The sequence below is a fragment of the Bacillus sp. FSL R9-9497 genome (assembly GCF_038005805.1).
Taxonomy (GTDB): domain Bacteria; phylum Bacillota; class Bacilli; order Bacillales; family Bacillaceae_G; genus Bacillus_A; species Bacillus_A cereus.
Map to the genome: position 1 here is coordinate 2,163,021 of NZ_JBBOTY010000001.1, position 23,943 is coordinate 2,186,963.

Here is a 23,943-nt window from a genome sequence, read left to right on the forward strand (position 1 = left end):
TTCATACACTAAGAATAGTATGAAAAAAGAAGGTGACTAAGGTGAAATTACATAAAGCTCTTCAGCCAAGTTTTATAAAACGAATGTACTATATGAGATTTTTAGGGAAATTTACAAAAGCTGAGAAAGAGAAGAGTGGAGAGAATTTCTTTGTACAATGCTTATCGCCAATACCATTCACTTTACAGGAACAATTTACAAATGAACCATATGTATTTGAAGGGTTATGTAGCAATAAAAAGAATGAAAAAATCTTTTCGGAATTAAAGAAGAGGAAATTAGAAAAGCAACTAGTAATGTTTCGTCTTTATTATGAAAGAGGAAATGTATACGTGGAGTTAATATGTACAGAAGAACCGAAAGAAATAGCAAGCAGCTATAAAATGATTCCGGCACCTAAAGTTACAAATAATAAAAAAAGAGAATCTTTAGAACGAAAACTTAGCAACGGTTATTTATCATTTCTTATGCCAAAATTTCCGAAAGACTTTGAGCCTCCCGAATTATTGTGGCACGATGGAAGACTTTACGGAAACATATCCCTAAAGTCATCAATTAGCTCAATCGCCTATTTTGAACAGAAACGTGAATGTAAATATATAAACTGCAGTGACTGGACGAAGTATGTAGAAATAGCGGTAGAAGATCAATTATATTTTGTAAGTGATTATGTGTATGAGCAATTAAAAAAACGAATGCATGAAGAAGGTAAGCTAGTTGAAGTAGAGGATATAAAAGTACAAAAAGATGAATGGGAATGGGATGAGCGTGAATCGTCTTTTTTACAGTATGTACAAAGTATGGTGCATAATAAAGGGTTATATTTGGATGAAACGGATATTTATAATTTCCATATAAGTGTAAAAACAAATATGTTAACGATTCTTGGTGGTATACCGGGCGTTGGGAAATCACGGTTTGTGCAAACTTATGCAGAAGCATTAGGGTTACAGTATGGGGAAGAGTTGGTTTGGATTCCGATTTCGCCATCGTATCAAGAACCACATGATTTACTTGGTTACCTTCATCCAAATGGTACTTTTATTGAAAGTGAAACGAAGTTAGTTAGAACGTTAATGAAGGCGAAAGAAAATCCCAATCAACTGTATATAATCGTTTTTGATGAAATGAACATGTCTTATATTGAGCATTGGTTTACTCCGTTTCTATCTGTTCTTGAACTTGAAACAAAAAATCGTATTTTAAACTTGTATGAGGGTGTACAGGACATAGAGAATTCAATTCCATCAACAATTGAAATTGGAGAAAATATTATATTTGTAGGTACTGTGAATTTTGATGAAACAACAAAAGAGCTCTCTGATCGATTATTAGATCGAACGAACCTAATAACGTTACAGAAAATTCCGTTTTGTGAGATGGACATGGAACAGGGGAAAGTCGTATTACATCCACCTTTGAAAGTAACAGCGGGAGAATTTCGGATAAATTGGATGAGAAATAAAGCGATGATTGAAGTGTTTTCTGAAGAAGAATTAGAGCTATTAGATAAGTTGCATGTCGTATTGTCATCACATGACGCGTCTAAGGGAATTTCTTTCCGATGTGCAAATGCAATTGCGACTTATTTGCAAAACATACCGTTCCAAAATAATCATACCTATATGATCAGTAGAGAAGAGGGGTTTGATTTACAAATAAAGCAGCGTGTATTGACGAAAATCAGAGGGACCGAAATGATGGTTGGGCCTTTACTTTCTGAAGAAGCAAAAAGGGGGGCGACCTTAGTACCTCTTTTGCAATCTGCACTTGCAAACAGAGTATCTACATTTGAACACTCTTTAGCATATATACGAGAAAAACGTAGAGAACTGGAGCTGTATGGATATGCAAAATGAAGGGCGTTACGAAACAAAAATCGTTGATACGAATGAAACGCTCCCTTTTGTATTAAAGTTAATCATTGGAAATGAGGGGAAAGGAGATTATATTTTATTAAATCGTCTTTGTACATCTACTACAGCATTAGTTCAATGTATTTATAAAGTACAAGAATTAAAACCAATAAGATTGCAGTACAATTATGAAATTCCAATGAATATTACTTTTATATGGAATAAAGTATATGAGGGACAGAAAAATATAAAAGAGGCTCAATATGAAATAAATGAAAAAAAACAAAGAGTATTAATATATGAACATGGGAAAACAGAATTCTTTTATCCATGGCGCTGTGGTTTATACCATTTTGAAGTGCGTATAGAAGATACAACGTATTATGGCGCATTTCAAATCGTACCGAAAAACTTTTTTGATGATCAATTTGAAATGATTCAAGACTATGTGAAGTCAATTTTAAATGAGTTGATTTTGGATAGAGGTTACTATAAAAAGACCTTCTCTGCACTTAGCGATATTGAGGATTCTTCTTATTTAGTGTTACTTAGAAAGTTACCCCAAAAAATGAAAATGATAAAGCAAATCTTTAAGAAAATAGAATCAAGCTCAAAATTTATAAATGAATATAAATGGGAAGGAAAAGAGCGAAGGCCAACAAGAAAAGGAACTATAGTGGCAGAACGAAAACCTTATGCCAAACATTATAATCGTAAGTTTATGGAACAAAAAAATAGTAAGGAAAATGCATTTCTTAAATATAAAGCGATGCAATTTTATCATTATTTAATTGAAGCAAAAAGTTTTTTACGTCAAACAATTGAAATCTTAGAAAGAGAAAAAAAGAAAAAATCAGAAGAGTTTCAAGCCGTAAAAACGATTATACAAACAATTGAGCGTAATGGATCGGTAACTGATAGAGAGAAGCAAAAATATAAAAATATACATTTACTAAAAGAAGCCGATTTACGAAAGAGCTCAATGAAAATACAAGAATATAAAATATTGGCGCATATTGTGCATGAAAATGTACAATACTTTCAAATGTTAATGCATTCTTCGTTTTGGAGGGAAGTTACTGAAACAAGTAACATGAACTTACATGATTTACCGATACCACATCAACAATTACTACATCATTTAGAAGTACTCCCGCAATATACGGATCAATCTCCATCGTTATTATTTGTTTATAAGCCAACGTTTTTAGTGTATGAATATTACGCTTTTTTTATCGTTATTTCAATTTTAGAGCAAATTGGTTTTGAAGCTAGAAACTCTATCCGTGAACAAATACAAGAACATTTTTATGTAGATGGATTACAAGATGGAACGACAGTAGTTTTAGAACGAGATGATATAAAGGTGCATGTTGCATTTAATGACTTAATTGAAACACATCCTCTTATTGCATTAAGTAAAGGTAGTAATTTTTACAATGGTGAGGATACGAAGAAGCCAGATATTCGCTTAGACTGTTATGTAAAAGAAGATGGGAAATACGTATATAAATCTTCTATTATTATTGAAGTGAAGTATAGTCCAATGTACAATATTTTTCAGCACGTCGGAAATACGAAAGCAACTGAGCAAATGTATAAGTACTGGTCTATAAAGTATGTAGAAGAACAGGATGGAAAGCGAGTCTATTATCGAAGGTCAATTTATGAAGTCATTTGTGTATATCCAGGAAGCCATATGCATAGTAAAAAAATTGAGTCTGGATGCGGCGTTTTCTTGCAGTTATATCCATATAAGACGAAACAAGGGGAAGAGAAATTAGCTGGAAAACATGGGATGATACAAATTTTTGAAAAATGGTTAAAAAGCATTAAGAAGTAAAAGAAATCCTTTTTCATAAAGGATTTCTTTAGATTAAGAAGAATTATATGCTGTATGGAAAGAAACATAATGTAATTTAGATTTGAAAAGTGCTACAAATGTGTTATTAAAAGGAATGTGAGCGCGGGATAAAAGTCGATTAAATTGGAATCTAATTCATTTTGCAGAATATAATAAGTCATAAATATTTTTAGTTGCATACGAAGATTTGTTCTTATATGATAGATAGTGAAAGCGTTATCAAAAACAGAGCGGCGATGGGAAAGGCGGTTAAATATGTTCCAGCGTGTTCAAACAAAGGAAGAACATTTTGGGTTCGAGCAACTATGGGGAGATTTTTGTGAAGAAAGAAACTTAATGTTCGTAGAACGTAATTTAAATCCATCACGATTTTTATTAATAGAAGATGAACATCCTATTGGTACAGTAGAATGTATTAAGTATACGATACCTGAACAATCAAATTCTGAGTTTTTCTATCCGTTTTCTAAAAATGATTTAGTAAAAGATTTGAAGAATGTGTATGAAATAGGTAAGTTAAGTATTTCGAAAACGTCTCGTGGGAGAGGACATTTCAAAAGGCTAACAGCTATTTTATTTATACATGCGTTAGAAACAAAAGCTGAATGGTACATTGCAGCAGTAACAAAAAGAATGTATATGTATTTACTTACACTTGGTTTTCCAATTGAGCCAATAGATAATCCATTTCAGTTTCATGATACTTTACAAGGTGTACCAGTAAGAATTCATGCTCGAAAAGGGGTTACGCATTTGTATTCTTTAAAAGAATTTCGTGATGTGATTCAAGGGAATGCTCATGCACAGGCATTAATTGCAGAATACAGTAAAAATATTATGTTAACGAAATAAAGCGAAGTGAATATGTATAATAAAGAGAATAATATTTGTATAGGATATAACTCTTCATTAAAAAAGACCCTTATTATTTTAATAAGGGTCTAAAAATTATAATCCAAATATACTAAAAATCATTTTGCGGCGCTTCGGTTTCTTTTCTCGTTCATATGTTGGTTTTGAATCAGGAGTAATATAAATGGGTTCTTCTTTCGTTAGGGCAGCTTCTAACTTTTGAATTCGCTCTAACATTTCCTCCATTTCACGACGGTGTTGTAAAAGTTGGTACGTGACGACATCATTTGCCTTATCTTGCATTTGTTCTTCCATTCGATCAAGTCTTCTCGTAATAGTGTTTAATTGATCAGCTAATTGCTCAAAATCATTCGATGATATGTTTTGAACAATTGTATTAACTTGAGTTTTTAATTCCTCAACTTCATTTGAGGAAGCCTTTTGAGTAGATTGAGAATTTTGAGATTGCTCTATTTGAAATCGATGGTGTTCTAACATTTGATCGACATCCTCTTGTGTGAAAATAAAGTGACCATATTTGTTTTTCTCTATCGTAAGATTTAATTGTTGTGCGATCCGGACAACAGCCTTTGGGCTAACACCTAATTTCTTTGCGATAAATGGTGTTTTATATTCCAAAATAATCCCTCCTATATATATCCTGTTGAATGATTTCGAGCTATGAAGTAAGTTCCCTTCTAGTGTGACAAAAGAAGTGTGGAATCGGCAAAGAAAGTGTTTTTTCACGAAATTGAGTTGAGAAGAATAGTTCGTTTAAATAAAAATGTTTTATCGTAACATTTAGAATAATTTGACGAGTGTAAATGAATTAGATTATCATAATGATAAATATCTTTTTTATGTATGCATATAATATATAAAAAGGTGGTTGCTAATGTAGAATTTTGTTAGAGTATTAGAATGCTTACTTCACTTGAATAAAATTAAGTAGGAGGTGGCTTCCTTGCTTACAATGTAAGTAAGGAAAAGTATTTGGACATATATAGTATAAGTATAGTGATTGTTTTAATTGCTTTAACGGCATTTTTCGTTGCAGCAGAATTTGCAATTGTTAAAGTGAGAAGTTCACGAATTGACTATTTAATTGCAGAAGGAAATAATCGTGCAAAATCGGTCAAAACAGTCATTACAAACTTAGACGAATATTTATCTGCTTGTCAGCTAGGAATTACTGTTACAGCTTTAGGAATTGGGTGGTTTGGTAAACCTGCGTTAAAGCAAATGTTTGATACGCTTTTTGCAAATTGGAATATCTCTACTCAACTAGCAGACATTTTTGCTGTGATTTTAGTGTTTTTGTTAATTACTTTTTTGCATGTTGTAATAGGTGAATTGGCCCCAAAAACATTTGCAATTCAAAAATCTGAACAAGTGAGTTTACTTGTTTCTAAGCCGTTAATTTTCTTTTATCGTATTGCATTCCCATTCATTTGGCTATTAAATGGTTCAGCTCGAATCATTACGAAGCTGCTAGGGCTAAAACCGCCGAAGGGACATGATGAGGTTCATTCAGAAGAAGAATTACGGTTGTTAGTTTCAGAAAGTTATAGAAATGGTGAGATTAATCAATCTGAATATAAATATGTGAATAAAATTTTTGAATTTGATGATCGGATTGCAAAAGAAATAATGGTACCTCGAACTGAAATGAATATTATAAGTAAAGAGATGTCTGCTGAAGAAGCTCTGCAAAAAATGTCTCGTGAAAAATATACAAGGTATCCAGTTGTTGATGGCGACAAAGACCACGTAATAGGTTTTGTGAATTTTAAAGATATTTTTACTGAATTTGTACAACATAAAGCTGTTAATAAGAAGACAGTAGAGCAATATATGAGACCAATTATTTTAGTTATCGATTCTATTCCAATTCATGATTTGTTTTTGAAAATGCAAAAAGAAAGAACACATATTGCTATATTGATAGATGAATATGGTGGAACATCTGGACTTGTTACTGTTGAAGATATTCTGGAAGAAATTGTTGGAGATATTCAGGATGAGTTTGATACGGATGAGCAGCCAGAAATTCAAAAGGTTAGTGAAACGAAGACGATACTAGAGGGAAAAGTACTTGTTAGTGAAGTAAATACGTTATTTGGTTTAGGGATTGATGATGATGGTGTTGATACAATCGGTGGTTGGATTTTAACGAAGAATATAGAGATTGCTGAAGAGGATTCCATTGAAATTGAAAATTATAAGTTTTGTGTGAAAGAATTAGATGGACATTATATAAAAAGATTAGAAGTTACAAAGATAGTAGAATCGATTGTTATTTTAGAAGATGAAAAACAAATTTCGTTACAAGAGCAAATTAGCTCGTAAACTCTGCTATATAGCAGAGTTTTTTTGAGCATAATGTTTTTTGAGGGATAGGAGCTATGATACAATGACATAAGTCAAACCTTTCACTAGGTGAAGTATTGTTGTATACATATATTTGGAAGGAGAAGAAGTATGAAAAAGCATTTATATATAAATGGAGACTGGAAATCTGTAAACACGTATAAACCATTGTACGCACCATATTCTGAAGAAACATTAGCGGAAATTGCACAAGGAACGGAAGAAGATGTAAAAGAGGCTGTTACTGCTGCAAAAAATGCAATGACAAAAATGAATACATTATCTGCATATGATCGTGCGACTATTTTAGAGAAAGTTGCACAAAAAATGGATGAAAGAAGAGAAGAATTTGCAGAGATTATTGCAAAAGAAGCTGCAAAACCAATACGTGCTGCAAGGGGAGAAGTAGATCGTACTGTTCAAACGTACAAATTTGCAGCTGAAGAAGCGAAGCGTATATATGGTGAGACATTGCCATTAGACGCCGCACCTGGTGCGGATGGGCGTATCGCATATACAATCCGAAAGCCGATTGGGGTTATAGGGGCTATTACACCATTTAATTTCCCATTAAATTTAGTAGCGCATAAAGTTGGACCAGCAATTGCTGCCGGAAATACAGTTGTATTAAAGCCAGCTGATCAAACGCCATTATCATCTTATGCATTAGTTGAGTTATTTGAAGAGGCAGGATTGCCAAATGGAGCTTTAAATATCATTTCTGGCCCTGGCTCCACGGTTGGTGAGGCCATCGTCAAAAATGATTACGTTGCTTCTATTACTTTTACCGGAAGTCCAAAAGTTGGAATTGGAATAAAACAAAAGGCTGGGCTAAAACGAGTTACGTTGGAACTAGGATCAAATGCTGCTGTTATCATTGATGAAGATGTAGAGTTAACAGATGAAATAATTGAACGTGTAAAATGGGGAGCATTTGTTAATAATGGACAAGTTTGTATTTCCGTACAACGTGTTTTTGTACATGAAACGAAAATGCATGAATTTCTTTCGAAGCTGAAGAAAGCGATGGAATCAGTTGTTGTTGGTGATCCACTGCTTGAGGAAACGGATGTATCAGCTTTAATTTCAAAAAAAGATGTAGAGCGAATTGATATGTGGGTTCAAGAAGCAATTAAGGAAGGAGCAACTGTTTTATGCGGTGGTAAAAAGCGCGATGCAAGAATTTTTGAACCGACTGTATTAACAAATGTTCCAGATCATGTATCTGTGCAGTGCCAAGAAGTATTCGGCCCACTCATGACAGTAAATACATTTAAAGAATTTGATGAAGCGATTGAACAAGTAAATAATTCGCGTTACGGCTTACAGGCAGGTGTATTTACAAATAATTTAGTTAAAGCAATGCGTGCAATTGATGAGCTAGAGGTTGGTGGTGTCATGATTAATGATATACCAACGTTCAGAGTAGATCATATGCCTTATGGTGGTGTGAAAGAAAGTGGTACGGGGCGTGAAGGAATTAAATATGCAATAGAAGAAATGACAGAAATGAAATTAGTATGTATTAAAAAATAAAATAGAAAAACTTAAAACTTGCACTAAAAAACGAGTAGGAAATGTTTACGATTCCATACTCGTTTTTTACGCTTCTAGTAACTATTTAATTAAGTGTAACTTTTACTTCATTTCTTGTTTGAAAATAGTATCTTCTACATAAATTTGTTCTTTATCTACAGCAGTAGCATGAGTTAATACTAAACCGATTGGTGTTTTTGTATCTTTATTTTGAACAATTGTAAAAGGAACATTTTTTTCGTTTGCTAATTTAATGTATTTTGATAAATGTGGGTAAGCAATGCCACCATTTAGGAGGAGTTGTAATGATTGAGAAGGGCGCATGCTACCCGCCACTTCAGAGTATACATTACTTTGCATTACTTGACCGATCGTTAAAGCGATTTCCACACGCTCACGTAATGTAGTTAAATACATATTACGTTCTTCTGGTTTGTTTTGCTTTTGGCCGTAAATGCCTTCTTGGAGATAATCTTCCACATTTTTATTTACCATATTTTTCACACCTTTCATTTTCTATTGTACGCAAGAATTAAAAATGATGCAAAAAAAGTCGTTTTGACTACGGAAATAATGAAAATATGTGAAGGAAAAAGGGGATTTGCATACAATTAGTTAAATAAGAAAGAAAAAATAATTTTATCAACAGAAATTAACAAAATGTGACAAAAATCTATTAACGAATCGTATTTTTTGTGTTAATATTCAAAATATAAAGGGTATTCGTCGTATGGAAATGGAGGGAATGGAGGTTTTTCCAATCGATAAGGATATTAAAGAAATATTTTGTTCACACTTGAAAAACAATAGGCACCAATTCGTAGAGAACTGGAAAAACAAAATGATAATTTCCGAAAAAGATCCATTTAAACTAGAAGTAGTTCAAAATGGAGAGGATTTACTAGAGTTAATTATCGAACTTACTATGGAAGATAAAGATATAAATTATCTTCAACCGTTATGTGAGAAAATTGCTATTGAACGTGCTGGAGCAGATGCGAATATTGGAGATTTTGTTTATAACGCAAACGTGGGAAGAAATGAACTTTTCGAAGCGATGTGTGAATTAGATGTTAGTGCTCGTGAATTGAAACCAATTATGGCAAAAATACATACTTGTTTTGACAAATTAATTTATTATACCGTTTTAAAATACTCGGAAATTATATCGAAGAATTTAGAGGAAAAACAGCAATATATTAACGAAACACATAAAGAAAGACTGACGATTTTAGGACAAATGTCAGCTAGTTTTGTACATGAATTTCGTAATCCGCTTACTTCCATTATGGGGTTTGTCAAATTATTAAAGGCAGATCATCCGAGTTTATCGTATTTAGATATTATTTCGCATGAATTAGATCAATTAAATTTTCGTATTTCGCAATTTTTACTCGTATCAAAAAAAGAAATGTGGAATGAATCGGAACGGTTTTGGCTTAATGACTTGTTTCAAGACATTATACAATTTTTATATCCGAGTTTGGTCAATGCGAATGTTTTGATTGAAAAGAATTTACCGTATCCAATTCCGCTTGTTGGTTATCGAAGTGAAGTGAGACAAGTATTTTTAAACATATTAATGAATTCAATTGATGCTCTTGAATCAATGAAAGAAGAACGAAAAATTATCATTGATGTATTTGAAGAAGATCAAGCTATTCGAATTGTGATAAAAAATAATGGACCAATGATTCCAGCTGAAAATGTAGAAACGATTTTTGAACCATTTGTAACTACTAAAAAGTTAGGAACTGGTATTGGATTATTTGTATGTAAACAAATTGTGGAAAAACATAATGGATCCATTATGTGTCGATCAGATAACGATTGGACAGAATTTCAAATTGCATTTCAAAAATAAACAGTCTACACCAAATGAATGGTGTAGACTGTTTTAATTTGTGAGTATAACGGCTTCTAATTTAGGATCTTTAGTTGAATAACCTACTATTGAAATTGTATAAATAACATTTGGTTCAACATTGAATTTCGGTATAGTCAATAAAACGTTTTTATTATCTGCGAGTGAAATTTCAATATCTGCTGTACCAGGGCTAACTTGCAAAAAATCTGTTATTTGTTTAAAGAGTACATTTTCAAATAAATGATCCCCATCTTTTAAATCTACATTTACAACAGGGGTATCTGGAGAGAAATGTGCAAACCGTATTTTTGCTTGACCAGCTGGTAAATGTGTATTATCAAGTATAGGCTGTAATTGTAGGTGATTATCACTATTTATTGCAGCAAGAGTGTAAGTATGATTTCCCATTATTGGTACCAACGCTGAAAAGATTGGAGTTTCATTTCCGACAGGAACAATGTCTATACGGTATTTACCTTGCACTAATGATAAATAAGGGCTGAATTGCTTAAATGAAATATTTTTAATAACCTTTTGTCCGTTTACTAAAATGTCAACTGCTGGTATATTTGGATCGGCATGAAAAATTCTTATATGTGACGGTAAAGCAGCTTCTTGTGAGTCTCTTGTTTCATACGCCTGTACAAGTTTTGATAGTGCATCGTAATATTTCATATATAATTCTATATATTTTTTAGGATTACGAAACTGATAGTAACGTGCGAGCTGTTCGTATTGCGTAACTTCTTGTCCATATTTTTCGATTTCAGATTGAGACATGAACATTCCTCCTTTGTCATCATTAAAACTATATGCGAAGCAAGAAAGCGGTTATGCAAAAAAAAAGATTTTATAAGGGGAAAATTAAAAATTGACAACAAATATGTTGTCATAAAGAGGTGCTGGTACTTACGAGAATTTCGTAGAGTAAAGCAGTACATATGACTGCACGAAAGTAAAATAAATTCCAAATTGAAAGTGTATTTCAATTAACATATTGAATACATGTCCAAAAATCGCTAGAAAACTAGGGATTTTTTTAATTATAGGCAAATACACATACAAAGTGATAATTGTCCTACATAAATTATAAAGGAAAGATAGTTTGAATCTGAGGAAAGGGGTGCCACTTCGGGAGAGAGATATCCTGATAGTAATTGTGATGTGAATGAAGTTATGAAAAGGTTTTGTGTTATAGGCTGTAGGATGAATTTGTAAACTTCATTTTTCTATTTATTTTAGCAATTGACAGTATTAACCCATAAGAGAGCGTCATGACGAACTGATTAGTGTGGTTAATCGGTTCTTTTTTTATAGTTTAAAAATGAAAAGTTTACATATTAAATATGAATCTGAATTGATTAGTAAGGTGGGGTGTCGAAATTTGTTTTAAAATATGCAATTTAAAGTAGGATAATAGGAAGGAGTTTAACGGGAGTTCCGTCGAAGTGTACAGAATGTCGGTATTTAAGGACAGCTGGCATTATGCTATAAAAACATTTGGTGATGCAGTCATTTCATATAAAAGGGAGGGGTATTTGGGCGTATAGAAAAGGGTTGGTCTTCGTTTTCTAGTTCTGAATTTTCTGTTTTATAAATATTTTTAAGCACTCATTTGTATATTTTATAATAGTTTTTTGATAAATTCACTGCTTTTGCAGAGGATTCTTTTTTATGAAAGAAACGTCAATTTTCTTCATATATATATACAAATTGGAGAAATGGGGGAGCGCTATGCGCGATTACTTAATTAAACCACTTGTTGGTCAGCCGTATCCAATGATTTCACATGGAAAAGGTGTTTATTTGTATGATCAAAATGGCAATAAATATTTTGATGGTTCGTCAGGAGCAATTACGGCAGGTATTGGGCATGGCGTAAAGGAGATTGCAGACGTTATTAAAAAGCAAGCTGAGGAGATTGCTTTCGTTTATAGATCACAGTTTACGAGTGAACCAGCTGAAAAATTAGCGAAGAAGTTAAGTGATTTAAGTGTAGGAGATTTGAACTGGAGTTTTTTTGTAAATAGTGGTACGGAAGCGAATGAAACAGCTATGAAAATTGCAATTCAGCATTTTCAAGAGCGAGGTATTCAAGGGAAACATAAAATTTTATCAAGATGGATGAGTTATCACGGTATTACGATGGGTGCTTTATCGATGTCTGGTCACCCACTACGTAGACAACGTTTCGTATCTATTTTGGAAGATTATCCGACTATACCAGCTCCATATTGTTTCAGATGTCCTGTTCAAAAGGTATATCCAACTTGTCAGCTGGCATGTGCGACTGAACTAGAAAGATCAATTGAAAGAATTGGTGCAGAGCATATTGCTGCTTTTATTGCTGAGCCGGTTATTGGAGCAGCTGGAGGCGCGGTTGTTCCGCCGAAAGACTATTATAAAGTCATTAAAGATATTTGTAATCATTACGATATTTTATTTATTGCGGATGAAGTAATGACTGGGCTTGGTCGTACTGGAGCATGGTTTGCGATGGAGCATTGGGGCGTAGAGCCGGATATTATGACACTTGGTAAAGGATTAGGAGCGGGATATACACCGATGGCAGCTACAGTTGTAAGTGATCGTGTTATGGAACCAATATTACGCGGATCACGTTCAGTAATGAGTGGTCATACGTTAAGTGCAAATCCATTGTCTGCAGCAACGGCTTTAGCTGTTATTGAATATATGGAGAAACATAATCTCCCTGAAAAAACAGCAGAAAAGGGAGATTATTTAATAAAGGGCTTGCAGAAAGTTCAGCAACAATCGACAATCATTGCTGATGTGCGCGGAAAAGGGTTGCTAATCGGAGTAGAATTGCAACCGTTTACAAAAGCGTCGGAGCTTATTTCAGTTGCAGCTAAAAACGGCCTGCTTTTATATCAAGCAGTTTCAGGGCAAGCAGGAAAAGAAGATAGTGCACTGCTTGTAGCACCGCCAATGACAACTACATATTCCGAGTTAGATGAATTACTTTCAATTTTCTCTAAAAGTGTGGAAGAGATGATGCAAAAAGGAGGGCATAGTATCGCATGACAACTATTACAAATACATTCGGTAAATTAAAAGAAATTGAGGAAGTAATTTCTTTGTTCCATGATGATATGACATTAATGTTTGGGGGATTTGGAGGGATTGGATCCCCTCCATCTTTAATACAGGCAATTTTAGAAAAAGGCGTTACAAATTTAAATTTGATTGGAAATGACACTGGATTTCCTGATGTAGGTATCGGTCGTCTTGTTACAAATGAAAGAGTTAAATCACTAATTACTTCTCACATTGGCTCCAATCCAAATGCAGGAAGGCAACTAAACGAGGGAAGATTACAAATTGAGTTTTCTCCCCAGGGAACATTAGCAGAGCGCATTCGCGCTGGTGGCGTTGGTCTTGGTGGTGTTTTAGTTGATGTTGGTGTTGATACAATTGTGGAAGAGGGAAAACGAACAGTTGAAATGAATGGTAAGACCTATTTAGTTGAAACAGCATTAACTGCTGAAGTTTCAATTGTATATGCAAAGAAGGCAGATCCGTTTGGTAACCTTGTATTTGACAAAAGTGCACGAAATATGAATCCTCATGTAGCTATGGCTGGGGATATAACAATTGTAGAAGCAGAAGAAATAGTCCCGCTTGGAAATTTAGATCCAGAGGAAATTGTCGTTCCAGGTGTTTTCGTAAATTATATTGTACCGTCGAAAGGAGTGAACTGGAAATGGGTATGGGCGTAGAAGTGAGGGATAAGATTGCTAGGCGTGCGGCGAAAGAAATACAAAATGGTATGATTGTAAATTTAGGTATTGGCATACCATCGCTTGTACCAAATCATTTGCCTGACGATATAAATGTTATGTTTCATGCGGAAAATGGAATCGTGGGCATGGGACCAACGCCAAGTAAAGGGAATGAAGACGAAAATTTGTGTAATGCAGCAGGTTTACCAACTTCTCTTATAACAGGAGCGAGTTATTTCGATAGCTGCACAGCGTTTGGGATGATTCGAAAAGGTTTGCTAGACATAACGATTCTTGGTTCATTACAAGTAAGTGAAAATGGTGATTTAGCAAACTGGATTGTACCTGGAAAACGTGTTCCAGGTATTGGTGGAGCAATGGATTTAGCACAAAAAGCGAAGCGGGTCGTTGTTGTGATGAATCATGTTGATAAGTACGGAAATGCAAAAATTGTTTCAGAGTGTACATTGCCATTAACTTCAAAGAAATGTGTAGATTTAATTATTACTGATATGGCAGTCATGGAGGTAACTCCGAGTGGACTTATATTACAAGAATTAATGAGCCCATACACAGTAGAAGATGTAAAACGACATACAGAAGCTGATTTTCAAATTAGTTCTAACTTACTAGTAATTGAATGAAGGGAGATGTAATATATGGAGCAATTAAAAAAGCAAGTTTGTGATTATATTGAGAGCCATGAAGAGGAAAGTGTGAAATTTTTAAAACGATTAATTCAAGAAAAGAGCGTATCTGGTGATGAAAGCGGTGCGCAGGCAATTGTGATTGAAAAATTACGTGAATTAGGTTTAGATCTCGATATATGGGAGCCCTCCTTTTCTAAAATGAAAGATCACCCTTATTTTGTATCACCCCGTACAAGTTTTTTGAATAGCCCAAATATTGTAGCGACTTTAAAAGGAAGTGGCGACGGGAAATCTATGATATTAAATGGGCATATTGATGTAGTTCCAGAAGGGGATGTGAATCAGTGGGAACATCACCCTTATAGCGGTGAGAAAATAGGGAATCGTATATATGGCCGTGGAACGACGGATATGAAGGGCGGAAATGTCGCACTTATGCTTGCGATGGAAGCGATCATTGAATCTAGCATTGAATTAAAAGGAGACATCTATTTTCAAAGTGTAATAGAAGAGGAAAGTGGCGGAGCAGGGACATTAGCAACTATATTACGAGGATATAAGGCAGATGGTGTCATTATTCCAGAGCCTACTAATATGAAGTTTTTCCCGAAACAACAAGGTTCCATGTGGTTTCGTCTACGTGTAAAAGGGAAAGCTGCACACGGTGGAACGCGCTATGAAGGGGTTAGTGCAATTGAAAAAAGTATGTTTGTTATAGAACATGTAAGAAAGCTAGAGGAGAAAAGAAATAGTCGAATTATAGATCCGTTATTTAAAGAAATTCCGATTCCAATTCCAATTAACATTGGGAAAATTGAAGGAGGGAGTTGGCCAAGTTCTGTTCCCGATGAATTAATTTTAGAAGGAAGATGCGGTGTTGCGCCGAATGAGACTATAGAGGCGGCAAAAGAAGAGTTTGAGAATTGGATTGCTGAATTAAATGATGTGGACAATTGGTTTGTTGAAAATCCAGTAGAAGTAGAATGGTTTGGAGCGAGATGGGTTCCTGGTGAACTAGAAGAGAATCATGAACTCATTACAACACTTCATCATAACTTTGTTGAAATCGAAGGGAACGAACCAATTATTGAAGCATCTCCGTGGGGGACTGATGGAGGTTTATTTACACAAATTGCAAACGTACCAACAATAGTATTTGGTCCAGGGGAGACGAAAGTAGCACACTATCCAAACGAATATATAGAAGTTGATAAAATGATAGCTGCCGCAAAAATTATTGCATGTACATTACTAGATTGGTGTGAGGTGAAAAAATGAAATACTATGAATCTTTTAGAGAACAGACGAATTGTTATACAGTAGAAGGCGTTTTAGATTATTTTAATAAGCGTATTCGGGTAGATCACTATACAGGAAATGTTGAAAGTATTATACAGACAATTGACGAACTAGCAGAGAAACATTCTTTCACTAAATGCATTATTAAAGGAAAGGGAGAGCATGTTTCAACATGGCTCTCTTTCGGTTTTTTGTTGGAAGCAACGATACCTCATTATTTTCAAGGACACGATGCATACTTTTTCGTGAAATATAATAATGATGAAAGACGAAATAGTATGCATTGGACTGAGGAAGATACTATATTAAGCGGTGTAAAAGGAAAAGAAATAAAAGAAAAAGTAGTTCCAGAGGAATTTTTGCTGAGAAAAGCGACTGAAGAAGATGCAGAAGAATTAGCAACTGTATTCGGAAAAGTGTTTGAAGTGTATCCGACACCTTTAAATGAAGCGAGTTATGTATTACAGACGATGAAAGAAGACGATACAATTTACTACGTATATGAATTTGAGGGGAAAATTATTAGTACAGCATCTGCAGAAATGAACATAAAGGAAGGGAATGCAGAATTAACGAATTGTGCTACTTTACCTGAATATCGTAAACATGGATTTATGAAAAGTTTACTAATTAAATTAGAGGAAGAACTTCGAGAAAGATCTATTTTCTGCTCCTATACAATTGCTCGATCGCTTTCTTTCGGAATGAATGCTGCCTTTCATCAATTAGGCTATACGTATACAGGAAGACTGGCAAATAATTGCTACATTTTCGATAAGTTGGAAGATATGAATATATGGGTGAAAGATCTATCTAGCTATTCGAAAGCAGTAAAACTTCCGCTTCAAAATTTGGCTGTAAAGCAAAACATTTAGGTGGAGCTGGGTGTTTGAAAAAGCCTTACTAATTAGAGTTTCGAGTTATCTAATGAAAATATAAAATTGATTAAAATTATAGAACGGAATCGTCATGCTTACAATCGCACATAGGTGTGCCGAAAATTCGGCATGTAATTGCTGGATTTTCGGCAAGAGGGGGGATGACATTGCTAGCAGTTTCGACACAAGAAGTCATTGAAGCGATTTTGGGCAGTATTGATGAGGCTATACACGCTGTAGATGAAAATGGAATTACAATATTTTATAATTCTGTAGCTGCAAAACACGATGGATCGAAGATTGAAAAAGTGTTAGGGAAACATCTGTTAGAAGCGTTCCCGTCTTTATCAAGGGAAACGAGTACATTGATGAAAGTACTAGATACAAAAAAACCTATCGTACATCAGGTACAACATTATCAAAATTTAAATGGTGAAGATGTTTGTACAGTAAATACGACGTTACCTATTTTTATAGATGGGAATATTGCTGGGGCTGTTGAAATTGCAAAGGATTACTCTACAATTCAAAAACTTACTGACACAATTGTTGACTTACAGTCGAAAATAAAGCGATCATCTAGAAAAAAAGTGATTAAAAAGCACGCTGCATTTGAGACGATAGTGACAAATGATACGCGGTTTAAACAGACGAAAGAGTTAGCACAAAAAGTAGCACCAACAGACGCGAATGTTTTAATATATGGTGAAACAGGAACAGGAAAAGAACTGTTTGTACAAGCAATTCATGAAGCTTCTAAAAGAAAAAACAAGCCATTTATTGCACAAAACTGTGCAGCTTTACCAGAGTCGCTATTAGAAAGTTTATTGTTTGGAACGACAAAAGGAAGCTATACGGGAGCGATTGAAAGAGCTGGGCTATTTGAACTTGTTGATGGTGGTACATTATTTTTAGATGAACTGAATTCAATGCCTCTTGATTTGCAGGCAAAAATGTTACGAGTGTTAGAAGATGGAGTCATTAGAAGAATTGGTGATAATAAGACGAGAAAAGTAGATGTTCGTGTTATTACCGCAATGAACCAGCCTCCAGAAATATGTTTACGAGAGAATAAAATTCGCACTGATTTATATTATCGCTTAAACGTATTTTCATTATATATCCCACCGCTTCGTGAAAGAACTGAGGATGTACTATTATTAGCATCTTATTTTTTGAAAGAATATAATAAAAGTTATAAAAAAGGTGTACTTCAAATTGATGAGGAAGCGAAAGATAGACTGCAAGCTTATCAGTGGCCTGGAAATGTCCGGGAGTTAAAACATACGATTGAACATGCTGTTATTATTGCAGAAGGGAATACATTAACAGCCAATTGTTTACCACGTACATTTCGGAAAGAGAAGTTTTCGAAGAAAAAAGGTATAATGCCACTTAGAGAAGCACTTCATCAAACAGAAAAAGAATTAATAGATCAAGCGTTGATTGAAACGGAAGGGAATATACTACAAGCCGCAAAAATGTTAGGTATCCCTCGTCAAACGCTTCAATATAAACTGAGCAAGTACGACAAAACCGCCGAATAATCGGCGGTTTTTGTGTGTTTGCACCAATAAAAGAGCGTTTACATATATAAAAAGTAATGAATGTGATGTTAATTATTGATCTCATACAACACTTAAAAATATTTTTTCGCTTATGTAATAGGGTTCTCCGCACATTTACTTATCAACAATGCAAAGTTGGCATAACTATTGCTTATATAAAGGATGAGCGTATAAAAAGGGGGAATAGCAATGTTACATGATGTATACAAACCAAATCGTCACTGGAAGGATATCGAATTATGGAAAGATGTTACTGAAGAGCAATGGAATGATTGGGTTTGGCAATTAACGAATACGATCAAAACGTTAGATGACTTAAGAAAAGTGATTAACTTAACACCTGAAGAAGAAGAGGGCGTTAAAATTTCAACGAAAACGATCCCGTTAAACATTACACCGTACTATGCTTGGCTAATGAATCCTGATGATCCACGCTGTCCGATTCGGATGCAATCAGTACCGATTTCGGAAGAGTTATATAAAACAAAATATGATTTAGAAGACCCACTTCACGAAGACGAAGATTCACCAGTTCCAGGGCTAACACATCGTTATCCGGACCGTGTACTATTCTTAGTAACAAATCAATGTTCTATGTATTGTCGTTACTGTACACGTCGTCGTTTTAGTGGACAAATTGGAATGGGTGTACCGAAGAAACAATTAGATGATGCAATTGCTTATATTCGTGAAACGCCACAAGTACGAGATGTATTAATCTCCGGTGGTGACGGACTTCTAATTAACGATAAAATTTTAGAATATGTATTAAAAAATTTACGAGAGATTCCGCATGTTGAGATTATTCGTATCGGAACGAGAGCACCAGTAGTATTCCCGCAACGTATTACAGAAAACTTATGTAACATTATTAAAAAATACCATCCAGTATGGTTAAATACACATTTCAATACATCTATTGAAATTACTGAAGAATCGAAAAAGGCATGTGAAATGTTAGCGAATGCTGGTGTTCCAGTCGGAAACCAAGCAGTAATTTTAGCTGGTATTAACGACAGCGTTCCAATTATGAAAAAACTTATGCATGACTTAGTAAAAATCCGTGTACGTCCATACTACATTTATCAATGTGACTTATCTGAAGGTATCGGTCACTTCCGTGCACCAGTATCTAAAGGTCTTGAAATTATTGAAGGTTTACGTGGACACACATCTGGTTATGCTGTTCCGACATTCGTTGTTGATGCGCCAGGTGGAGGCGGTAAAATTGCACTTCAGCCAAACTATTTAATCTCACAAAGTGCAGATAAAGTTGTACTTCGTAACTTTGAAGGTGTTATTACGACGTATCCAGAGCCAGAGAGCTATATTCCAGGAAGAGCGGAAGGATACTTTAAAGAGATTTATCCGAACTATGAAGAAAAACGTTCAGATGTTGGTATCGCAGGTCTTATGAGCGATAAGAAATTTAACCTCGTTCCAGACGACTTACAGCGTATGAACCGTCGTAAAGACTACGAAGATAATGATACTCATGCATCTTTAAAAGATAAACGTGATAAGCGCGATCAATTAAAAGATAAAAAATATCAAGCACAAATGGCTAAATTAGAAGAAAACGACAAAAAAACTGAGGGTGATGCAGTATGAATTGTATGTGGTGTGACAGTACAGAAGCGAAAGAAAGCTTGAATACTGTATATTGGGAATTACCAGATGGTACGAAAGCCATTGAAATCCAAGAGACACCATGTATTTCTTGTTCCTCGTGCGGGATGGACTATCAATCAGACCATACAGTAAAAGAAATTGAAGATCAATTATTCTTAATTTACACGAAAGATTTACCAAAACAACTAACATATGAAGAATTAATGGGAAGACCGCGTCTATTAAAAAGAAATTATTTCGACTTTTAACCAGCTTTTATGCTGGTTTTTTTCTTTTTTGCCTTGTATAATGTACCCAAGTTAGAAAGGTAGGGAATATTTTTGAAAAAGACATTTTACCATTATATGATGAAGCATCGTGCAGCTTTATTTAGAAATGAAATTTCAGATTTAGCAGAGGCGATGTATGATGATTTAAGTTTTCCGAAGCAATCTGAAGACTATGATGAAATTAGTTTATACTTAGAGTTGAGCGGAATGCTAGAAAGTATGTCTATATTTGATGAAGCCTGGGATTTATACATACAAGATAGATAAAAACTATTTGAAAACATACAGAATACATTACTTTATTTAAAGTGAAGTATTCTGTATGTTTTTTTATTATGAAATTTGTTGATTTGAAGCTAGTCTAGTTACTAGCTTTTGTTTGAGTGTAATGTAAATTTTATAAGATTATATTTTTTATTGAAAAAATTTATGAATATAAGCTTCTGTGATAAGCGTTTTTATGTAGGTTGCATATACTGATATCAAAATCACGACGTCAAAAAAAGGAGAGATAGAGATGGCAAGAAAAAAACAACCTAAATACAACGTAGGGGACATAGTCGTGATTACGCTATATGGAACCGTTGGGAAAATCACAAATATGAAGGTTTTAGATGGAGTTTATGTATACGAAGTCAATAATCACGATGGCTTTTACGTAGAGCAAACATTGCAGCACGTTACAGAGCAAGATATGAAAAAGGGCGATACGGAGTGGATTGAACTAAATTATAATTTCACGTTTGGTGATCTTGTGCAAGTAACTGGATATGATAAAGATGTTTTCCGTATTGTTGGTTTTCGTACAGAAGTATGGAGATATAAGAATGACGCATGGGAAGATACAATTTATGAATTGTCACGGATTACGGATGGTGAATGGTTAGAAGCGGATGAATCAGATTTAACGTTACTCGCCAATGCTCAAACGGCAAATGCAATTTTGAAGAAAATGAAACAAGATAAAGCAGGTATGAATAAATTAGATTTAGGAAAGTTAAAGTCAATTAACAACTCGAAAAAAGTGAGTGTTAAGACGAATCGTCAAGAAATCATTGATGGATTACTTGACATTTATAACGATTATCAATTATTGTTCGATACATTTAAAGATGAAGAATATAAAATTGTAATGGATGTTGTTCATAATTATTTAGTTAAATTGACAGAGAAAAAATAGTTAACTAGAAAGAGAGAATAAATTGAACAACAACATATGCAGTATAAGGTATGCCTACAACTATTAAAAAAATAAAAAGCCACTTTATAAGAGAGTCTGCCCATTGATCTTCATGCATGAACTCTTCTTTTGTTTGTCCTACTTCATATTGATTTTCCATTATTATTTCCCCCTTTGAATAGCTTGTACTACAATCGTATGTATCTCGTCCAAAGCTTATGACCTATAAAAAAATAAAATCTATTTTTCTAATCTCATATACATAATTTTGAGATTTTTTCATAAAACAGAAATAAAGGAGTGATGCTCATGAAGGAAATTGAAGTCGTGATTGATACGGAAGAGATTGCGGAGTTTTTTTATGAGCAACTAATTGAAAGAGGGTACGTCCCAAAACGAGAAGAAATTGAAGATCTCGCAGATATTACATTTGAGTATTTATTAGAGAAATGCATGATTGATGAAGTTTTTGATGAAGAGGATGAATGAAAGTAACGACGGGCATAACTCGTCGTTTTTTACTCTTTACAAACCTGTCACAAATATAGTCAATAATTATTGGTATAATGAAAAGGAAATTTTACTCAAGAGGTGAAGTAATGTTCAAAAAAATTATTGATTCTTTATTAGGAAAGAAAAAATATCGTTCGTATTCAAGTAGTGATTATCGTCGTAGAGGGCGCTCGTATTCAAGTAGCGATTATAAACGACGTTCATCTGGTTATGGACATCAACATTATAAAAGAAAACGTAAAAGCCGTAGCTTTTTTTCAAGTAGCTGATGAAATGGCGTCGTGTACTAGCATTATTTGATAGACCACTGCGAAAAAATACAATTGTTGCAGAGCGTTATAAAATTGAATCAGTAATTGGAATGGGCAGTTATGGGGTTACATATGTCGTTAATGATTTGCAAATAAATAGATATAAAGTCTTAAAACAATTAAGACAAAGTAAACAAAGATATGAGTCTGGTAGAAAATCATTTGAACAAGAGAAAATGATTTTACAAACATTAAATTATCATGCAATTCCTAGTCTATATGATCATTTCATATGGGAGAAAAAGAGCTTCTTTGTGATGGAGTACATGCCTGGTAAAAATTTTGAAGATTATATTTTCATAGATGAGTATGTATATACAGAACGTGAAGTTTTTGAGATTTTATATGAAATATTAGAAATTGTATCGGTGTTTCATAGTGAAGGCATTATTCACCGAGATTTACGCATTCCAAACATATTAATGAAAGAAAATCAAATTAGTATTATTGATTTTGGATTAGCTAAATGGAAAGGTGAGGATGATGAGCGAGCTACAACTTACGAAGGTGAACAAGCTTTGATGCGAGAAGTTCAATTTCGTAGCGACTTTTATGCGCTCGGTCATTTCTCATTATTTTTATTATATGCAGGATATGAATCTAATGAAAAACAGGAAAAACCATGGTACGAAGAATTAACTTTGGAAAATTATAATCGCGAAATGCTTATGCGAATGTTACAAATAAAAACGCCGTACTATGAGAATGTACAAGATTTAAAACAAGATGTAGCTTCTGCTTTAGAAAGGATGGAGACTCCATGTTTCAAAAGTTTTTAGCAAGCGTTGGTATTGGAAGTGCAAAGGTAGATACTGTTCTTGAAAAAGATGAGTATATTGTTGGGGAAGAAATAGTTGGAAAGGTTCATATAACTGGAGGTTCAGTTAGCCAACAAATTGAAAGCATTTACTTAACATTATCGACGTCGTATGTACGAGAAGTGGATGATAAAAAAGTAACAGCAACATATGATTTAGAGCGAGTACGCTTAACCGAACCTTTTTCTGTAGAACCGAATGAAACAGTTGACATTCCATTTTCTTTTCCAATGCCAATTGAAGCACCACTTACACTTGGTATGAAAACGGTTTGGATTCATACAGGTCTTGATATTAAACGTAGTATAGACCCAAGTGACCGCGACTACGTTCAAGTGTTACCTAATGCATTATTAAGTAGTGTTTTAGATAGTGTAAATGAATTAGGGTTTAAAGCACGTCATATAGAATGTGAAGAATTACCGCACCGATTACGTAAACAAGTTCCATTCGCACAAGAATTTGAGTTTATTCCGGTTTCTGGAGAGTACTACGGCAGATTAGATGAATTAGAATTATTAATTTTGCCACGTGCATACGACCGATTAGAAATAATTATGGAAGTAGATAGAAAATCACGTGGATTAGCTGGTTTATTCGCTGAGGCACTTGATCTTGATGAGAAGGTTATTCGCTTCACTGTAACAAGAGAAGATATCCCTGAGATGAAGCAAAAAATTAATAATTATATTTTTTAATAAACTATGCATAAAAAAGAAATGGAGAGGAAAACTAAA

24 protein-coding genes are annotated in these 23,943 nt (G+C 34.1%); 20 read left to right on the forward strand and 4 right to left on the reverse strand.

Annotated elements, in window-relative coordinates; translation table 11 throughout:
• The first annotated feature begins 41 nt into the window (after positions 1–41).
• The 3 genes from MKY21_RS11280 to MKY21_RS11290 all read left to right on the forward strand — a co-directional run bounded on the left by MKY21_RS11280 (position 42) and on the right by MKY21_RS11290 (position 4,572).
• Positions 42–1,859: an AAA family ATPase gene (locus tag MKY21_RS11280; RefSeq protein WP_000766199.1), complete on the forward strand. Its 1,818-nt coding sequence runs from the start codon at positions 42–44 to the stop codon at positions 1,857–1,859.
• Positions 1,849–3,699, forward strand: a complete 1,851-nt coding sequence (locus tag MKY21_RS11285) for a hypothetical protein (RefSeq protein WP_016117746.1) — start codon at positions 1,849–1,851, stop codon at positions 3,697–3,699. Before MKY21_RS11280 ends, MKY21_RS11285 begins: the two co-directional genes overlap by 11 nt.
• Before the next feature lie 276 nt (positions 3,700–3,975).
• Complete coding sequence (locus MKY21_RS11290; RefSeq protein ID WP_000487794.1) at positions 3,976–4,572, forward strand: hypothetical protein; 597 nt, start codon at positions 3,976–3,978, stop codon at positions 4,570–4,572.
• A gap of 96 nt (positions 4,573–4,668) precedes the next feature.
• Here MKY21_RS11290 and racA read toward each other — a convergent pair whose 3' ends face one another.
• A complete protein-coding gene (gene racA, locus MKY21_RS11295; protein WP_000456022.1) occupies positions 4,669–5,211 on the reverse strand; it encodes a chromosome-anchoring protein RacA in 543 nt (180 codons plus the stop codon).
• Positions 5,212–5,565: 354 nt separating this feature from the next.
• On the opposite strand from racA, the gene MKY21_RS11300 reads away from it, so the two are divergent.
• Entirely contained in the window at positions 5,566–6,921 is a 1,356-nt protein-coding gene (locus tag MKY21_RS11300; RefSeq protein WP_002098489.1) for a hemolysin family protein, read from the forward strand.
• 132 nt (positions 6,922–7,053) lie between these two features.
• Positions 7,054–8,478 (forward strand): aldehyde dehydrogenase family protein, encoded by a 1,425-nt coding sequence (locus MKY21_RS11305; protein WP_000716457.1) that lies wholly within the window; start codon positions 7,054–7,056, stop codon positions 8,476–8,478.
• A gap of 102 nt (positions 8,479–8,580) precedes the next feature.
• Here the strand turns inward: MKY21_RS11305 and MKY21_RS11310 are convergent, their stop codons facing one another.
• Positions 8,581–8,973 carry a YueI family protein gene (locus MKY21_RS11310; protein WP_000247557.1) on the reverse strand — a complete coding sequence of 131 codons (393 nt, stop codon included), beginning with the start codon at positions 8,971–8,973 and terminating at the stop codon, positions 8,581–8,583.
• A gap of 235 nt (positions 8,974–9,208) precedes the next feature.
• Between MKY21_RS11310 and MKY21_RS11315 the strand changes: the two genes are divergently transcribed.
• Positions 9,209–10,342, forward strand: a complete 1,134-nt coding sequence (locus tag MKY21_RS11315; RefSeq protein ID WP_000425086.1) for a BA2291 family sporulation histidine kinase — start codon at positions 9,209–9,211, stop codon at positions 10,340–10,342.
• 33 nt (positions 10,343–10,375) lie between these two features.
• Here the strand turns inward: MKY21_RS11315 and MKY21_RS11320 are convergent, their stop codons facing one another.
• On the reverse strand, positions 10,376–11,125 hold the full coding sequence (locus MKY21_RS11320; RefSeq protein ID WP_000083284.1) for a DUF4397 domain-containing protein: 750 nt from the start codon (positions 11,123–11,125) through the stop codon (positions 10,376–10,378).
• Between the two features lie 954 nt (positions 11,126–12,079).
• Here MKY21_RS11320 and MKY21_RS11325 point away from each other — a divergent pair.
• From MKY21_RS11325 to MKY21_RS11370, 10 genes are all read left to right on the forward strand, one after another.
• Positions 12,080–13,390, forward strand: coding sequence for an aspartate aminotransferase family protein (locus MKY21_RS11325; RefSeq protein WP_001205897.1), 1,311 nt, complete (start codon positions 12,080–12,082; stop codon positions 13,388–13,390).
• Positions 13,387–14,085: an acetate CoA-transferase subunit alpha gene (atoD, locus tag MKY21_RS11330; protein ID WP_086392382.1), complete on the forward strand. Its 699-nt coding sequence runs from the start codon at positions 13,387–13,389 to the stop codon at positions 14,083–14,085. Before MKY21_RS11325 ends, atoD begins: the two co-directional genes overlap by 4 nt.
• On the forward strand, positions 14,070–14,732 hold the full coding sequence (locus tag MKY21_RS11335; protein WP_000525278.1) for a CoA transferase subunit B: 663 nt from the start codon (positions 14,070–14,072) through the stop codon (positions 14,730–14,732). Before atoD ends, MKY21_RS11335 begins: the two co-directional genes overlap by 16 nt.
• 15 nt (positions 14,733–14,747) lie before the next feature.
• The gene (locus MKY21_RS11340; protein WP_000436685.1) at positions 14,748–16,016 is read left to right on the forward strand and encodes a peptidase; all 1,269 of its coding nucleotides are present in this window, start codon (positions 14,748–14,750) and stop codon (positions 16,014–16,016) included.
• Entirely contained in the window at positions 16,013–16,912 is a 900-nt protein-coding gene (gene ablB / locus MKY21_RS11345) for a putative beta-lysine N-acetyltransferase (RefSeq protein ID WP_086392383.1), read from the forward strand. Before MKY21_RS11340 ends, ablB begins: the two co-directional genes overlap by 4 nt.
• A gap of 164 nt (positions 16,913–17,076) precedes the next feature.
• Positions 17,077–18,462, forward strand: coding sequence for an arginine utilization transcriptional regulator RocR (gene rocR, locus MKY21_RS11350; protein WP_011110073.1), 1,386 nt, complete (start codon positions 17,077–17,079; stop codon positions 18,460–18,462).
• A 210-nt stretch (positions 18,463–18,672) separates the two neighbouring features.
• Positions 18,673–20,094, forward strand: coding sequence for a lysine 2,3-aminomutase (gene ablA, locus MKY21_RS11355; protein WP_000902142.1), 1,422 nt, complete (start codon positions 18,673–18,675; stop codon positions 20,092–20,094).
• Positions 20,091–20,363 (forward strand): YokU family protein, encoded by a 273-nt coding sequence (locus MKY21_RS11360; RefSeq protein WP_000995763.1) that lies wholly within the window; start codon positions 20,091–20,093, stop codon positions 20,361–20,363. Before ablA ends, MKY21_RS11360 begins: the two co-directional genes overlap by 4 nt.
• A gap of 72 nt (positions 20,364–20,435) precedes the next feature.
• Positions 20,436–20,651 carry a YozE family protein gene (locus MKY21_RS11365; RefSeq protein ID WP_016117750.1) on the forward strand — a complete coding sequence of 72 codons (216 nt, stop codon included), beginning with the start codon at positions 20,436–20,438 and terminating at the stop codon, positions 20,649–20,651.
• Positions 20,652–20,901: 250 nt separating this feature from the next.
• Positions 20,902–21,564, forward strand: a complete 663-nt coding sequence (locus tag MKY21_RS11370) for a hypothetical protein (RefSeq protein ID WP_000101499.1) — start codon at positions 20,902–20,904, stop codon at positions 21,562–21,564.
• A 4-nt stretch (positions 21,565–21,568) separates the two neighbouring features.
• Here the strand turns inward: MKY21_RS11370 and MKY21_RS11375 are convergent, their stop codons facing one another.
• Positions 21,569–21,724 (reverse strand): DUF3930 family protein, encoded by a 156-nt coding sequence (locus MKY21_RS11375; protein WP_000431486.1) that lies wholly within the window; start codon positions 21,722–21,724, stop codon positions 21,569–21,571.
• Positions 21,725–21,873: 149 nt separating this feature from the next.
• On the opposite strand from MKY21_RS11375, the gene MKY21_RS11380 reads away from it, so the two are divergent.
• The 4 genes from MKY21_RS11380 (at position 21,874) to MKY21_RS11395 (ending at position 23,904) form a co-directional block, all read left to right on the forward strand.
• On the forward strand, positions 21,874–22,053 hold the full coding sequence (locus MKY21_RS11380) for a YozD family protein (protein ID WP_000658451.1): 180 nt from the start codon (positions 21,874–21,876) through the stop codon (positions 22,051–22,053).
• Between the two features lie 110 nt (positions 22,054–22,163).
• Complete coding sequence (locus MKY21_RS11385) at positions 22,164–22,346, forward strand: hypothetical protein (protein ID WP_000473371.1); 183 nt, start codon at positions 22,164–22,166, stop codon at positions 22,344–22,346.
• Positions 22,346–23,167: a serine/threonine protein kinase gene (locus tag MKY21_RS11390; protein WP_086392386.1), complete on the forward strand. Its 822-nt coding sequence runs from the start codon at positions 22,346–22,348 to the stop codon at positions 23,165–23,167. The genes MKY21_RS11385 and MKY21_RS11390 overlap by 1 nt, the downstream gene beginning before the upstream one ends.
• On the forward strand, positions 23,149–23,904 hold the full coding sequence (locus MKY21_RS11395; RefSeq protein WP_000486631.1) for a sporulation protein: 756 nt from the start codon (positions 23,149–23,151) through the stop codon (positions 23,902–23,904). The genes MKY21_RS11390 and MKY21_RS11395 overlap by 19 nt, the downstream gene beginning before the upstream one ends.
• The last annotated feature ends 39 nt before the right edge of the window (positions 23,905–23,943 follow it).

Bases quoted from the DNA above. Each gene is read 5' to 3' on its own strand.
- MKY21_RS11395 (WP_000486631.1), top strand. From the start codon at position 23,149: ATGTTTCAAAAGTTTTTAGCAAGCGTTGGTATTGGAAGTGCAAAGGTA.
- MKY21_RS11340 (WP_000436685.1), top strand. From the start codon at position 14,748: ATGGAGCAATTAAAAAAGCAAGTTTGTGATTATATTGAGAGCCATGAA.
- rocR (WP_011110073.1), top strand. From the start codon at position 17,077: ATGACATTGCTAGCAGTTTCGACACAAGAAGTCATTGAAGCGATTTTG.
- ablA (WP_000902142.1), top strand. From the start codon at position 18,673: ATGTTACATGATGTATACAAACCAAATCGTCACTGGAAGGATATCGAA.
- MKY21_RS11315 (WP_000425086.1), top strand. From the start codon at position 9,209: ATGGAAATGGAGGGAATGGAGGTTTTTCCAATCGATAAGGATATTAAA.
- MKY21_RS11320 (WP_000083284.1), bottom strand. From the start codon at position 11,125: ATGTCTCAATCTGAAATCGAAAAATATGGACAAGAAGTTACGCAATAC.
- MKY21_RS11375 (WP_000431486.1), bottom strand. From the start codon at position 21,724: ATGGAAAATCAATATGAAGTAGGACAAACAAAAGAAGAGTTCATGCAT.
- MKY21_RS11305 (WP_000716457.1), top strand. From the start codon at position 7,054: ATGAAAAAGCATTTATATATAAATGGAGACTGGAAATCTGTAAACACG.
- MKY21_RS11335 (WP_000525278.1), top strand. From the start codon at position 14,070: ATGGGTATGGGCGTAGAAGTGAGGGATAAGATTGCTAGGCGTGCGGCG.
- MKY21_RS11370 (WP_000101499.1), top strand. From the start codon at position 20,902: ATGGCAAGAAAAAAACAACCTAAATACAACGTAGGGGACATAGTCGTG.
- MKY21_RS11380 (WP_000658451.1), top strand. From the start codon at position 21,874: ATGAAGGAAATTGAAGTCGTGATTGATACGGAAGAGATTGCGGAGTTT.
- MKY21_RS11385 (WP_000473371.1), top strand. From the start codon at position 22,164: ATGTTCAAAAAAATTATTGATTCTTTATTAGGAAAGAAAAAATATCGT.
- atoD (WP_086392382.1), top strand. From the start codon at position 13,387: ATGACAACTATTACAAATACATTCGGTAAATTAAAAGAAATTGAGGAA.
- ablB (WP_086392383.1), top strand. From the start codon at position 16,013: ATGAAATACTATGAATCTTTTAGAGAACAGACGAATTGTTATACAGTA.
- MKY21_RS11325 (WP_001205897.1), top strand. From the start codon at position 12,080: ATGCGCGATTACTTAATTAAACCACTTGTTGGTCAGCCGTATCCAATG.
- MKY21_RS11290 (WP_000487794.1), top strand. From the start codon at position 3,976: ATGTTCCAGCGTGTTCAAACAAAGGAAGAACATTTTGGGTTCGAGCAA.
- MKY21_RS11360 (WP_000995763.1), top strand. From the start codon at position 20,091: ATGAATTGTATGTGGTGTGACAGTACAGAAGCGAAAGAAAGCTTGAAT.
- MKY21_RS11285 (WP_016117746.1), top strand. From the start codon at position 1,849: ATGCAAAATGAAGGGCGTTACGAAACAAAAATCGTTGATACGAATGAA.
- MKY21_RS11310 (WP_000247557.1), bottom strand. From the start codon at position 8,973: ATGGTAAATAAAAATGTGGAAGATTATCTCCAAGAAGGCATTTACGGC.
- MKY21_RS11390 (WP_086392386.1), top strand. From the start codon at position 22,346: ATGAAATGGCGTCGTGTACTAGCATTATTTGATAGACCACTGCGAAAA.